This is a genomic window from Stenotrophomonas sp. AS012628 (assembly GCF_010608305.1).
Taxonomy (GTDB): Bacteria; Pseudomonadota; Gammaproteobacteria; order Xanthomonadales; family Xanthomonadaceae; genus Stenotrophomonas; species Stenotrophomonas geniculata.
The window spans coordinates 62,662-76,279 of record NZ_VMBJ01000001.1 but is presented as its reverse complement, the minus strand read 5'-3'; the positions used below and the strand labels follow the sequence as shown (position 1 = coordinate 76,279).

The 13,618-nt window shown below is 66.8% G+C and carries 8 protein-coding genes; 5 read left to right on the top strand and 3 right to left on the bottom strand.

Annotated elements, in window-relative coordinates:
- The first annotated feature begins 28 nt into the window (after positions 1-28).
- Positions 29-3,358 carry a PAS-domain containing protein gene (locus G5A07_RS00320; protein ID WP_191862314.1) on the top strand — a complete coding sequence of 1,110 codons (3,330 nt, stop codon included), beginning with the start codon at positions 29-31 and terminating at the stop codon, positions 3,356-3,358.
- Between the two features lie 4 nt (positions 3,359-3,362).
- On the opposite strand, the gene G5A07_RS00315 is transcribed toward G5A07_RS00320, so the two are convergent.
- Positions 3,363-4,037, bottom strand: coding sequence for a response regulator transcription factor (locus G5A07_RS00315; protein WP_010485636.1), 675 nt, complete (start codon positions 4,035-4,037; stop codon positions 3,363-3,365).
- 129 nt (positions 4,038-4,166) lie between these two features.
- Between G5A07_RS00315 and G5A07_RS00310 the strand changes: the two genes are divergently transcribed.
- Complete coding sequence (locus G5A07_RS00310) at positions 4,167-5,813, top strand: fatty acid--CoA ligase (RefSeq protein ID WP_191862313.1); 1,647 nt, start codon at positions 4,167-4,169, stop codon at positions 5,811-5,813.
- Between the two features lie 19 nt (positions 5,814-5,832).
- Here G5A07_RS00310 and G5A07_RS00305 read toward each other — a convergent pair whose 3' ends face one another.
- On the bottom strand, positions 5,833-6,432 hold the full coding sequence (locus tag G5A07_RS00305; RefSeq protein ID WP_010485632.1) for an NADPH-dependent FMN reductase: 600 nt from the start codon (positions 6,430-6,432) through the stop codon (positions 5,833-5,835).
- Between the two features lie 137 nt (positions 6,433-6,569).
- Positions 6,570-8,219 carry an ABC transporter ATP-binding protein gene (locus G5A07_RS00300; RefSeq protein ID WP_262405763.1) on the bottom strand — a complete coding sequence of 550 codons (1,650 nt, stop codon included), beginning with the start codon at positions 8,217-8,219 and terminating at the stop codon, positions 6,570-6,572.
- Positions 8,220-8,392: 173 nt separating this feature from the next.
- Between G5A07_RS00300 and G5A07_RS00295 the strand changes: the two genes are divergently transcribed.
- The 3 genes from G5A07_RS00295 to G5A07_RS00285 are packed head-to-tail and all read left to right on the top strand — an operon-like array spanning position 8,393 to position 13,606.
- A complete protein-coding gene (locus G5A07_RS00295) occupies positions 8,393-10,777 on the top strand; it encodes a TonB-dependent receptor (protein ID WP_191862312.1) in 2,385 nt (794 codons plus the stop codon).
- 10 nt (positions 10,778-10,787) lie between these two features.
- The gene (locus G5A07_RS00290; protein WP_191862311.1) at positions 10,788-12,251 is read left to right on the top strand and encodes a DUF3526 domain-containing protein; all 1,464 of its coding nucleotides are present in this window, start codon (positions 10,788-10,790) and stop codon (positions 12,249-12,251) included.
- Positions 12,248-13,606, top strand: a complete 1,359-nt coding sequence (locus G5A07_RS00285) for an ABC transporter permease subunit (RefSeq protein WP_191862310.1) — start codon at positions 12,248-12,250, stop codon at positions 13,604-13,606. Before G5A07_RS00290 ends, G5A07_RS00285 begins: the two co-directional genes overlap by 4 nt.
- Positions 13,607-13,618: the final 12 nt, after the last annotated feature.

Genomic DNA, 13,618 nt, shown 5'->3' with positions numbered 1-13,618 from the left:
TGCCCGCTTCTCTCCCTACACTGGAGCGATGTTGACGCCCTCCATCGTCCTCTTCGCCTGCATTGCATGGACCGCACTGCTGTTTGGCGTGGCGCTGTGGGGCGAGCGCCGCGGGCACCGGCTTTCGAAGGCCTGGCCGCTCATCTATGCACTGTCGCTGGCCGTGCACTGCACCGCGTGGACCTACTACGGTGCGGCCTCGCAGGGGCTGCAATGGGGTTTCCCCATTCCACCGACCCTGGCCGGCATGGCGCTGATCTTCGCGTTGGGCCTGCCGTTCCTGCTCCGCCTCGGGCGGCTGGCCAAGCAGCACAACAGTGCCACCATCGCCGATCTGGTCGTTGCACGACTGCGTGCCGATCGCGGCCTCGGCTTCACTATCACCCTGGTGGCGCTGTTCGGCATCATTCCCTACATCGCACTGCAGCTGAAAGCCGTCAGCCAGGGGCTGGGTGCCCTGCTGGGTGATCGGTTCGCGCCTGCCGGTGCGCAGCTGGACATGTCGTTCTGGTTCGCGCTGACGATGGCCGCGTTCACCCTGCTGTTCGGTGCACGCAAGGCCTCGGCTACCGAGCCCAACCGCGGCATCGTGGTCGCGCTGGGCCTGGAATCGGTGCTGAAACTGGTCGCACTGCTGGCCATTGGCCTGTATGCGGCGCTGTCCGTGCACAAAGCCGGCACGCCGCTGCTGGAGAAGATGGCGCAACTGCCGCCACCGGCCATCGTGCCGGACTATCTCACCATGGTCGCGCTGGGGGCGATCTCCGCGTTCACCCTGCCTCACCAGTTCCACGTCGGCGTGGTCGAGCTTCGCCAGACCTCGGACCTGAAGACGGCACGCTGGATGTTCCCGGTCTACCTGCTGCTGATCGGTCTGCCGTCGGTGCCGATGGCATTGGCCGGTGCCGCGCAGCTGCCGGCCTCGGTATCACCGGACCTGTACGTGCTGGCGCTGCCGCAGGCCGGTGGCCATCATCTGCTGGCGCTGCTGGCCTATCTGGGCAGCCTGAGCGCGGCCACCGGCATGATGATCCTCTCCGGGCTGACCCTGTCGATCATGCTTGGCAACCACGGATTCGGTTCGCGCCTGCTCGGCGGCATCGAGGGTGGCGTGGCCAACGCCGATCTGCGCCCGCGCGTGCTGGCGTTCCGCCGTGCCGGCATCCTCGCCGTGTTCCTGATGTCGTGGCTGTACAGCCGCGCGATGAGCGACACCGAGGCACTCAGCGATTTCGGCCTGATGTCCTTCACCGCCCTCTCGCAGCTGGCACCGGCTGTGCTGCTGGCGGTGTATCGCCCACGTACGCCCTCCGCGGCCATCATGGCCGGCATTGTGCTGGGCTCGTTGGCCTGGCTGTGGCTGGTACTGCTGCCGATGGTGATCCCGGCCGCGACGCCGTCGGTCGGCGCTGACGGGCTGCATTGGTTGTCGGTGGTCTCGCTGCGCGTGCAGCCGGGGCATATCGCCATCAGCATGGGGGCCAGCCTGGCGGTCAACCTGCTGGCCGTGGCCCTGGTGTCGCGGGCCGTGCGTCCGTCCTTGCCGCGGAGGCGGGATGCGGTGGCTGCGGCGTCCCTGCGCAGGACCGCCGGACGCTTCCTTGGCCAGGAGCGTGCGCGCCAGCTGCTGGAGGGCCACGCCGGGCAGATGCTGGATGACGACCGGGTCACCGCCGTCGAGCGTGAGCTGACGGCCGTGGTCGGCGCAGGCATGGCACGGCTGTTGGTCGAAGCCGCACGCGAGGGCGGCGCCGCGCCGCTGGATGCGGTGACCCGCGCCGTCGGCGAGGCCACCCAGGTGCTGCGCTTCAACCAGCGCCTGCTGGAAGCTGCGCTGGAGAACATGAGCCAGGGCATCAGCGTGGTCGATGCGCAGCTGCAGCTGGTGGCCTGGAACAGCCGCTACGCCGCGCTGTTCAAGTTTCCGCCGGAGCTGCTGCAGGTCGGGCAACCGGTGGTCAACCTCACGGCATGGGCACTGGGACAGCTGAAGATCGGCGACGGCCCTGGCGACACGCCGACCAAGGCATTGCAGCGCCGCGTCGCGCATATGCGCCGTGGCACGCCACACCTGTCCGAACGGATCTTCCCCGATGACACCATCGTCGAGATCCGCGGCAACCCGATGCCGGGCGGTGGCTATGTAGCCACCTTCACCGATGTCACGGCGTTCCGCCGCGCGGAAGATGCGCTCAAGCGCAGTAATGAGAATCTGGAACGCCGGGTACAGGACCGCACCGCGCGGCTGCAGCAGGCGGTACAGGAGGCCGAGCGCGCGAACGCGGCAAAAACGCGCTTCCTGACGGCGGTCGGCCATGATCTCATCCAGCCCCTGCATGCGGCCCAGTTGCTGACCGAGGCGATGTCGCAGCACATCGAGTCCGAGTTCCTCGACAGTTTCCTGCGGCAGATCCGCGGCGCATTGGATTCCACTGATGACCTGCTGTCCGGCCTGCTGGATATCTCGCGACTGGAAGCCGGTGGGCTGGTGGCCGATCCGCGCCCCTTCGCGCTGTCGACCGTGCTGGATCCGCTTGCGCAGGAGTTCGCAGTGCTTGCGGCGGCGCGTGGCCTGCAGTTCCGCCACGTGCGGAGCCAGGCCTGGGTCCATAGCGACCCGCTGCTGCTGCGCCGGGTGCTGCAGAACTTCCTGGCCAACGCCATTCGTTACACCCGCCATGGCGGTGTCTTGCTGGGTGTACGCCGCCAGGGGCAGGCACTGATGATCGGCGTGCATGACACCGGCCCCGGCATTGCTCCGGAGCAGCAGGCGGTGGTGTTCGAGGAGTTCCACCGGGTCGATCGCAGCAACGGGCAAGGACTGGGCCTGGGTTTGACCATCGCGCACCGCATCGCCGACCTGCTGCATGCACCCTTGCACCTGCGCAGCGTACCCGGGCATGGCTCGGCCTTCTCGATCAGCGTGCAACGCGCAGCACCCCCTGTGACCCCGCGCAGTCCACCACCGACGGGCGGCAGCAGCGCCCTGAAGGGAATTCGTGTACTGGTGGTGGACAACGACCCGGACGCACTGGAGGCGATGCGGCAGCTGCTGCATTCCTGGGGTTGCGATGTGATCGCGGCAGGCAACGCCGATGACATCGGACCCTCAGCGCACGAGGCGGCGCTGTGGCTGTTCGACTATCACCTGGATGATGGCGATACCGGTGTTGCGCTGTGGAAGCGGCTGGTGGGCATGCATGGGCCGCGGCCGACGGTGATCCTCAGCGCCGATACCGGCAGCGATACGCGCGAGGCGGTGCGCGGCGTTGGGCTGTCCCTGCTCAACAAGCCGTTCAAGCCGTTGGCGCTGCGCTGGGCGATCAACCACCTGCTGGCGACCACTGCCACGCCCTGACCCATCAGGGCTCGGGAAGCTCTTCGATCTGCCGGGACGGATCGGCCAATCCCATTTCGTGCAGCACGCGGATGGCCTGCGCGCGGTTGCGCACGCCCAGCCGCTCCATGATGCGTGTCATGTGTGCCTTGACCGTGCGCAGCTGTACGCCCAGCCGGTCGGCGATCTGCTTGTTGAGCAGGCCCTCGGCCACCAGCCCCAGCACCTTGTACTGATGTGCCGACAGGCTGGCCAGTCGTGCGGCCAGGTCGGCATCCCTGCTAAACGGTGCCACCCGCGCCACCGGCTCGCGCAGCAACGCTGGAATCCAGCGCTCACCCTCCAGCACGGACTGCAGCGCGGACTGCAGTTCGTTCAAGCCCGAGCTCTTGGGCAGGTAGCCTGCGGCGCCGAGGTCGATGGCACGCCGGATGACCTGCGGCTCCTCGTTGGCGGAGACGATGATGATCGCCAGGCCCGGCTGCAGGGCACGGATCGTGGCCAATCCGGCCAGCCCGTGGTTGCCGGGCATGTGCAGGTCAAGCAGCATCAAGTCGATCGACTGGTTCTCGATCACCTCCAGCACGCCGTCCAGCGAATCAGCCTCGCTGATCTGCAGATCGGCGACCGCCTCTTCCGCCGCGCGATGCAGTGCCGCACGGAACAAGGGGTGATCATCGGCGATGAGCAGGGTTGGCATGTCCTGGCGAGATTATCAAATCGGCTGCGCGCGGGAACAGGTACCTAGGTACGCTGGTACAGCAGGAAGGGCTTGCTAGTGTGGGGCGGAGAAGGCCGGCGACCGCAACGCCGTCCACGAGGAAATGCCATGTCATCCGCCCCCACTCCCGATGCCCATGCCTATCCACTGCTGATCAAGCAGCTGCTGCTGATGCCGCTGGCGGTGAGCCCTGGACAGGAAATCGTCTACGGCGACCAGGTACGGTTCGATTACCGCACCCTGCACGCGCGCATCGGCCAGCTGGCAGGCCTGCTGACCTCGCTGGGAGTCGGCCACGGCGACACGGTGGCGGTGATGGACTGGGACAGCAACCGCTACCTGGAGGCCTACTTCGCGGTGCCGATGATCGGTGCGGTGCTGATGATGGTGAACGTGCGCCTGGCCCCCGAGCAGATCGCGTACACGCTGAACCACAGCGGCGCGCGGGCGATCCTGGCCAACCGCGAGTTCCTGCCGCTGCTGGACGCCATCGACGAGCAGCTGCCGGACCTGCGCACCCGCATTCTGCTGGACGATGCCGATGGCCCGCTGCCGCCAGGCTTCGCCACCGAGTACGAAACGGGCCTGCGTGATGCCACGCCGGTCGTCCGCTTCCCGGACTTCGACGAGAATGCCCGTGCCACGGTGTTCTACACCACCGGAACCACCGGGTTGCCCAAAGGGGTCTATTTCAGCCACCGGCAGCTGGTGCTGCATTCGCTGGCGGCGATGGCCGCGCTCGGCGGCGCCCCCCGCCAGGGCCGCCTGCACCGTGACGACGTCTACATGCCCATGACCCCGATGTTCCATGTGCACGCGTGGGGCCTGCCCTACGTGGCTACCGCGATGGGCATCAGGCAGGTCTATCCGGGGCGCTACCTGCCTGCGAAGCTGCTGGCGTTGATCGCGCGCGAAAAGGTGACCTTCTCGCACTGTGTGCCAACCATCCTGCACATGCTGCTGGAGCATCCGGACGCGGCGCAGACCGACCTGGAGCGCTGGAAGGTGATCATCGGCGGTGCCGCCCTGCCCCGTGCCCTGGCGCAGCGTGCACTGGCACGGGGCATCGATATCTTCGGCGGCTATGGCATGTCCGAGACCTGCCCTCTGCTCACCATCGCCCAGATCGACGTGGACAGCGTGACCGATGCCAACGAGGTGCTTTCATTGCGCACCAAGGCCGGCATTCCGGTGCCGCTGGTGGACCTGCGGATTGTCGACCCGGACATGGGCGATGTCGACCACGATGGCGTCGCCACCGGCGAAGTGGTGGCACGAGCCCCCTGGCTGACCCAGGGTTACCTGCACGATCCGGACGCTTCGGCAGCGCTGTGGGCGGGCGGCTACCTGCACACCGGCGACATCGGCAACATCGATGTAGGTGGCTACCTGCGCGTCACCGATCGCATCAAGGACGTGATCAAGACCGGTGGCGAATGGATCTCCTCGCTCGCGCTGGAAGACATCATCGCACTGCACCCGGCGGTCAGCGAGGTCGCGGTGATCGGTATCGCCGATGCGAAATGGGGCGAACGGCCGCTGCCACTGGTGGTCAGGCAGCCCGGCCGTGATGTGTCAGAGGCGGAGATCATCGAACTGGTCGCAGCGCGCAGCCGTTCCGGAGACATCTCACGCTATGCGATTCCGGAGCGTGTCAGCTTCGTGGATGCGATCGAGCGGACCAGCGTGGGCAAGATCAACAAGAAAAAACTGCGCGGGCTGCATGATCCGGGCGCTGGCACCGGCGGGCGCTGACGCCCTCTGCCGGCACGACTCAACCGCGCGATGCCCTGCCCTGCAGCAACTGGACCCAAGCCTGGAATCCCTCCAGGAAGCGCTGCAGGCGCTTGCGCGTCGCCGCGTCGAAATCGTCCGCGTCATTGTTGTAGGCGGCCGCTGCTTCGGCCACATAGAGCTGTGGCGAGGCCATGGTCAATGCCCCCATGGCGGTCAGTGTATGGCGCAGCTGCGACTGTGCCAGTTTGGTGCCCCAGTGACCCGGCGTGGCGCCGATGATCGCCACCGGCTTGGCCGAAAGGACCGTGCGGTATTCGGCATCCTCGCGGGACAGCCAATCGAGCGTGTTCTTGAGTACGCCGGGCAGGGACTGGCTGTACTCCGGCGTGGCGATCAGCACGCCGTCAGCGGCTGCAATGGCCGCGCGCAGGCGCTTGACCCCGGCAGGACCGGCCGGATCGGCGGCTTCCAGGTCTTCGTCGAACAGCGGAATATCGGCAATGGTGTCATGCACGGTCAGCAGCAGGCCCGCAGGCGCGGCGCCTGCCGCGGCCCTGATCAGGCGACGGTTGTAACTGTTGCCACGCAGGCTGCCGGCAAACGCCAGGATGTTCAGTGGTGGAGGGTTGTCGGGCATGCGGGATTCCTGGGATAAGTCGGTGCGGGGTCACGGGCCAGGCGTCGACTGCACAGGTGGCACCGGGAACGGTCGCGCACAGCGTACCCCAGAAGCATCGCGCCCCAGCTGCAGGTGCAGGTGTCCGTCATGTCGCGTCAGCCCGTGGCCAGCACGATCACCTGGTCGGCTGCGGTCACCACGCTGCGGCGATGGGTGATGGCCACGATCGTGACATCACCGGCAAGCGCGCGGATATGGCCCATGATCTCGCGCTCGGTCGCCTCGTCCAGCGCCGAGCTGGCTTCATCCAGGAACAGGATGGCGGGCTCTCCGTAGAGTGCACGCGCAATGGCGATGCGCTGCCGTTCCCCGCCGGAAAGTTTCAGGCCACGCTCGCCCACGGTGGTTTCAAAGCCTTCGGGCAGCGCGTCGATCAAGGCCAGGATCGACGCCTGGCGGGTCGCGCGGCGCAACCGGGCGTCGTCGCGCGGGCGCCCCAGCAGGATGTTGTCGGCCAGGCTCTCGTTGAGCAGGATGACATCCTGGGGAACGACGGCGACGGCGGCGTGCCACGCGGCACGGTCGATGTCGGCCAGGTCGATGCCATCCACCAGGATGCGACCGTGCTGGGGCTCGATCGACTTCAGTGCCAGCTTGAACAGCGTCGACTTCCCTGCCCCGGTCTCCCCCATCAGGAAGTTGATGCCGCCGCGCCCGGCGTGGAAGGACGCATCCCGGACGCCACGGCCATTGCCGTAGCGATGGCTGACATGCTGGAACTCGATCCGGCCGCATTCTCCGTGGAATCGGCCGGCGTTTGCTGCCTGCCGCTCTTCGGGTGCCGCCCACAGGGCCGATAGCGGCGTCAGCAGCGTCCACGAACGGGCAACGTCATCGATCGAGCGCGCCATCATTTCAAAGGGCATGTTGAGCTGCAGCAACAGCAGGTTGAACAGCACGATATCGCCGACGCTCAGGTCACCGCTCTGATAGCGCGGGAGCAGCAGTACGAAGGTGACGATGAACTCGATCGCCAGGCCGATGCCCAGCAGCGCGATGAAACCGATCCGCTGCAGCACGTACGCCCGCCAACTGTCGCGGACCTCCAGGGCCTTCTGCTCGAAGCGCTGGATCATCCACGCGCTGCCGCCGAACTGGCGCAGCGTCTCCATCGCATTCATCGCATTGCCGACGAAGCGCGCATTCTGCTGGCCCGCTTCGACCGCCGCCTCACGATGGATCCGTGCTCGCCGCGTAGCGATGGCCGAGAGCGTGACGGCCACAGAACCGTAGCCCAGCACGATCGCCACCATCTGCAGGTTGATCAGCGCACCCAGTGTCAGCAGGGTCAGCAGGATCTGCAGTGCGCTGGGAATGAACACCACCAGGCCAAGCTGCACCACGATCTTCAGGGCGTTGCGGCCCTTCTCCCCGGCCACCTGCAGTTCGGCTGCGTTGTAATCCAGGAAGAAGCCGTATGTCTTCTTCAGCAGCCGCGCGAAGTAGCGGGTGCTGGTGATGAAACCCAGGTTCTCGCCACTGAGGAACGACAGGTACTGCACGGTGTTCTGCAGGATGCTGGCGGCGCCGAGCATCACCGCGTAGAGCAGGAACCCTCCCGCCAGTTCACGGATGCCTTCCGTGCTGATGCGGTCGATCAGGCGCGAGAACAGGTACGGCGCTGCCACCGTGGCCAGGCTGGAAAGCACGACGATGGCGGCAATCAACAGCAGCAGCCTGCGGTCCGCCTTCCAGTACGCGGTGAGGATCTCGGTGACCGGCGGCGGCAGCGCGAACATTCTCATCAGCGTCGGTCCGGCATCTGTGCAGTGGCTCCTGTGTGGCGGTGCCCCTGCCGTCGCCCTTCGGCACAGCAAGAGATCGTCGCGCATCTTGAATGATATGATATAACATCGCCATTGAAGGCGCGATGGCTCGTGCCGCAGACCAACATCCGATGAGATCGATGGACCGGGGCATGAACAACGCATCCACCGCCAGGCCGGCGGCATTGGTGGTCGCCAGCCTGGCCGCCGCTCTGCAGCTCAACGCGCCGGCAATGGCGCAGGATGCCAGCGTTCCCGGCAGTCCTGTCCAGGGCGACCGGCGATCCGATACCGCCACGCTGGACAAGGTGATGGTCATTGGCAGCAACATCCGCGATGCCATTGGCGGCGGCGCCTCCCCGGTCATCGTGATCGACCGGGAGGCCATTGATCGAACCGGGGTGGCCTCGTTGCAGCAGCTCTTCGAGAAGCTGCCGCAGAACTTCGGCGGTGGTGCCAACGGCGCCAACGTCGGCAACCTCGGCGTCGACCGCGATACCGGCAACAACTTCGGCCAGGGCACCGCCATCAACCTGCGTGGCCTCGGCACGGGCACCACGCTGACGCTGATCAATGGCCACCGCGTGACCCCCTCTAACCGCTATCAGTACGTCGACATCTCGCTGATTCCGCTGAGTGCCATCGAGCGCGTGGAGATCCTCACCGATGGCGCCTCGGCCATCTACGGCACCGACGCCGTCGGCGGTGTGGTCAACATCGTCCTGCGCCGCGATTTCACCGGCTATGAAACCTCACTGCGCTACGGCAGCGTCACCCGCGGCAACATGGACGAATACCAGGCATCGCAGTCGGCCGGCTGGTCGTGGGAGGGTGGCCACCTGATGGCCAGCTACGAGTTCCTGAAGCAGGGCAACCTCGCCGCCGTCGACAAGGACTTTTCCCGGAACGTTACGGTCAGGCCCTACGACATCTATCCCGGTTCGAAGCGGCACAGCCTGTATCTGGACGGCGTGCAGGAGCTCAGTGATGTGCTGACGCTCAACCTGACCGGCTCCTTTGCCAAGCGCGAGATGGACACCACCATTTCCGGCACCGCCGACGAGACCCGCCTGTTCCCGCACACGCGGCAGTTCGATGTGTTCGCCGGGCTTACTCTCGAGCTTCCGCGCCAGTGGCAGGCCCGCCTGAATTCCGGATTCGGCAGGAGCGACGTCTCCTACGAGAGAACGACCATCACCGGCAGCTCGGTCAGCACCGCGCCGCCGACGGATACGAACTCCGAATCGCGCTATCTGGAAGTGATCGCCGACGGCGAGCTGTTCAATCTTCCGGCCGGCGGCGTACGCGCGGCATTCGGTGCGGGCTACCGCCGCGATGGCTATGAACTGCTCGACCACCGCGGGCTTGAGAAGCCGCTGGATCTGCAGCGCGCGATCCGTTCCGCTTTCGCTGAGCTCAACATTCCGCTGCTGGCAGACATGCCTGGCGTTCGTCGGCTGTCGCTGACTGCGGCCGCACGCTACGACGACTACAGCGATTTCGGTTCCACCCTCAATCCCAAGCTCGGCCTGCTGTGGGAAGCAACGGAAGGACTTTCATTCCGCACCAGCTACGGCCGCTCCTACCGGGCGCCGGTCTACCAGGACATGCAGCTGAACAACACCGTGGTGGTGGCCAAAGTACCCAACCCGAGCGCGGCCAACGGAAGCACGGTGCTGATGATGCTCTCCAACGGCAACCCGGATCTGGGGCCCGAACGTGCCAAGACCTGGACCGGCGGCTTCTCGTTCGCGCCCCCGTCGCTGCCGGGCCTCAAGATCGACGCGAACTACTATCACATCGAGTATGCCGACCGGATCGGCAGCGGTTTCGGCGGCAGTTTCCCGTCGCTGTTCCTGCAGTCCACCGCGCCCTATGCGGACCTGCTGACCGTCAACCCGACGCCGCAGCAGATCCAGCAGGCGCGCCAGCTGGGTGCCTCCGGCCTGGGCCTGTTCGTATCGCGGGTGGGCCCTTATGCCCTGGCACCAGGAACCGATGAAACCAGCAGCGAAGTCATCCTCGACAACCGCTTCCGCAACAACGCGTTCACGTCGCAGCGCGGCGTCGACTTCAATGCCTCCTACGATTTCGACGCTGGCCAGACCCGCATCGCGTTGAACCTTGCCGGCCAGTACATCATCGATTCCAAGCGCCGCGTGACCGCCACCTCGCCCGAGGTGGACGCGGTGAATGCGGTGTACTTCCCGGTCGACCTGAAGGTGCGCGGCGGCCTCGCCATGAGCCACCGGCAGGTTGCCGGCGGGCTGTTCGTGAACTACGTGGACAGCTATCGCGATCCCGCCAACCGCGCCGACCCCCATGTCAGCTCGTGGACGACGGTCGACCTCAATCTCAGGTATGACTTCAGCGGTGCTGCCGGTGCCGGACAGGGCACTTCGCTGGCCTTCAACGTGCAGAACCTGTTCGACCGGAATCCGCCCTTCATCGTCAACAGCATCAACACCGGTTTCGACCCGACCAATGCAACGGCGCTCGGCCGATTCCTGTCCATGACATTGACCCATCGCTGGTAGGGCGCCCGCCATGAGCGATGCCTCCCCCACCTTCTCCAGACCCGCATCCGCCGTGCGCCAGACGCTGGCCGTTGCCGCGACCCAGCTGAAGCTGATGTGGCGCGAGCGGCGCCTGTTATGGCTCGCGCTGACCCTGCTGCTGCTTGCGGGAGCGTCGGTTACCACGGGCGCAGCACGGCTGGCGCAGCAGGCCCAGGAGCGCCAGATCGTAGCGGAGCAGGAGGCCGGGCTATGGGACAGCCAGGGCACGATCGACCCGCATGCTGCCGCGCACGTCGGCCGCGCCATTCCCGCGCCGGTGCGGCCGCTGGCGGCGCTCGACCCGGGCATCACGGATTTCGTCGGCACCTCGGTGTTCATCGAAGGCCATGCGCAGAACCCGGCCCGGCACCGACCCGTCGACGCCGGCACCGCGCTCAGCCGGTTCGATGGCTTCTCCGCCGCATGGGCGCTGCAGGTCGTGGCGCCTCTGCTGATCATCCTTGCCGGATTCGCCAGCCTCTCCGGCGATGTCGCCCGCGAAACCCTCCGCCAGGAGCTCGGCAGTGGTGCATCGGCCCACGTCCTGATCGGCGGCCGGCTGATCGCGCTGGCAACGGCATCGCTGCTGCTGGTGCTCGCCCTGCTGGCGGTCAGCCTTCCGGGCATGGTCGGCCGCACCCTCGGCACGGCCGACATCACGGCGCTCGTTGCGATGTTCGCGGCGTATGCGCTCTATCTCCTGGTGTTCTGCGCCATCACCATCGGTGTCTCGGCGCGCTTCAGCGCAGCACGCACGTCGCTGGTGGTGCTGCTCGGCTTCTGGGTGGTGGCCACCCTGCTCGCGCCGCGGGTGGCCCCCGCACTGGCCGAGTCGCTGTATCCCACGCCTACTGCACCCGCGTTCCGGGCGGCGGTCACCGAGGACGCGGAGCACGGCGCTGATGGTCACGACCCGGCGGACAAGCGGCTGGACGCACTGAAAGCAGAGATGCTGGCACGCTACCAGGTGAAGGACGTGGACGATCTTCCGGTCAACTTCCGCGGTGTGGCGCTGGAGTTCGCCGAAGCGAATTCCACCGAGACCTACAACCGCCACTTCGAGCGCATCTACGCCACCTACCAGCGGCAGGCGATCACGCAACGCGCCTTCGCGGCGCTGTCCCCCACCCTCGCGCTGCAGGCCGTGTCACGGGCACTGGCGCGCACCGACTTCCCTGCACATCTGGCGTTCCTGCGCGGGGTCGAGGACTATCGCTACCGGCTGATCCAGGCACTCAACCTGGAAGTGAAACAGCACAAGGCCGCGAACGGCAGCAAGCATCTGGCCGATATCGCGACCCTTACCCGCTCCGTGGCGTACAGCCCGCAACAACCCCCGCTGGGCCACATCGCCGCGGCACAGTCGGTGAACTTCGCCATCCTGCTGGCCTGGGTGCTGCTGGCCCTGGGGCTGGTGTTTACGTCCGCGCGGCATCTCGGGAGTGCCCCATGAGCAGCCTGTCGATCGCAGGGCATGAGATCCGTCGCCTGCTGCGTGACCGGGCGTTGCCGGTGCTGCTTGGCCTTCTGGCGGTGCTGGCGGCCTTTGCAGCATGGAATGGCAGTGCGTGGGTCGGGCAGCGCGAGGCAGCCATCAGCCTGATCAACGCGGAAGAACAGGATGCCAGGGACCGAAGCCGGGGATTCGTTGGCAAGGCACCGTCGGTACTGCCCCGCGTCCAGCCGGTGCTCCCTCCCGGCCCGATGGCGGCATTGTCGATTGGACAGGCGGACGCCTACCCCTACACCGCCGACGTGGTTGCGCTGGGCGACCGTAGCCAGCTGCTCAGGCATGTGTGGTCCGACATCGGCAATCCTGCCGTGCAGGCCGCTGGCCGATTCGACCTGGCCTTCGTCATTGTCTTTCTGCTGCCCTTGGTCATCCTGGCGACCACCTTCGACCTCTGGTCGCGCGAACGCGAGCGCGGCATCACCGCGTTGATGTTGTCACAGCCCATCGCGGCGGGACGGCTGATCGCGGTCAAGGCCCTGGCCCGCGCTGCCATCGTGCTGCTGCCTGCGCTGGCGATCATCCTTGCCGTTGCCGCTGGTTCGGGGGCCACGAGTCCTTCCGGCCTGGCCGCGCTTGCCCTGATCGTGCTCGCCTACGGCAGCGTCTGGCTGGCGCTGGCGGTGCTTATCGGCTGCTTCGCCCGGCGCAGCACCGAGGCCGCGATCGCTTCCGGCGCACTGTGGCTGCTGATCGTTGTCATGGCCCCGTCACTGGTCCTGGCAGCGGTGAACCTGAGGGTTCCACCGCCCTCGCAGATGCAGCTGGCCACCGCGTTGAAGGCGCAACTGGCCGACACTGCCCGCCAGCAGCAGCTGCGCCACGCGGCAGCCTCCCCCGCCACGCGTTCGCCAGCACCGCGCATTGCGGACGCCGTGCGCGTGGCCTATGCCGATCTTGTCCAGGCCGATCAGGCCATCGCGCCCTTGATCGCCGCGCACACGGAGGCTGAGGACGCGCGGCGCCAGGCACTCGACCGGGCGCGCCTGCTGCTGCCTTCGGTCGCGGTGCAGGATGCACTGGACCGCCTCGCCGGATCCGACGCCGACCGGGCGCTGGCGTTCCAGCAGCAGGTCCTCGCGTACTGGCACGCACGTCGGCAGCTGCACAAGGACTATCTGGACCGTGACGTGCCACAGACGCTGGCCGAGTACGACGCTCTGCCCCGTTTCGAATTCCAGGACACGGCGGGCGCCCTGCAACGCGGTGTACTGATCGACCTGGCCGCATTGGCCGTCGCCACTCTGCTTCTGCTGATCGCGGCCTGGTCGATGCGGCGTCGGCTGGCCACCCCCTGAGGTACATCACAC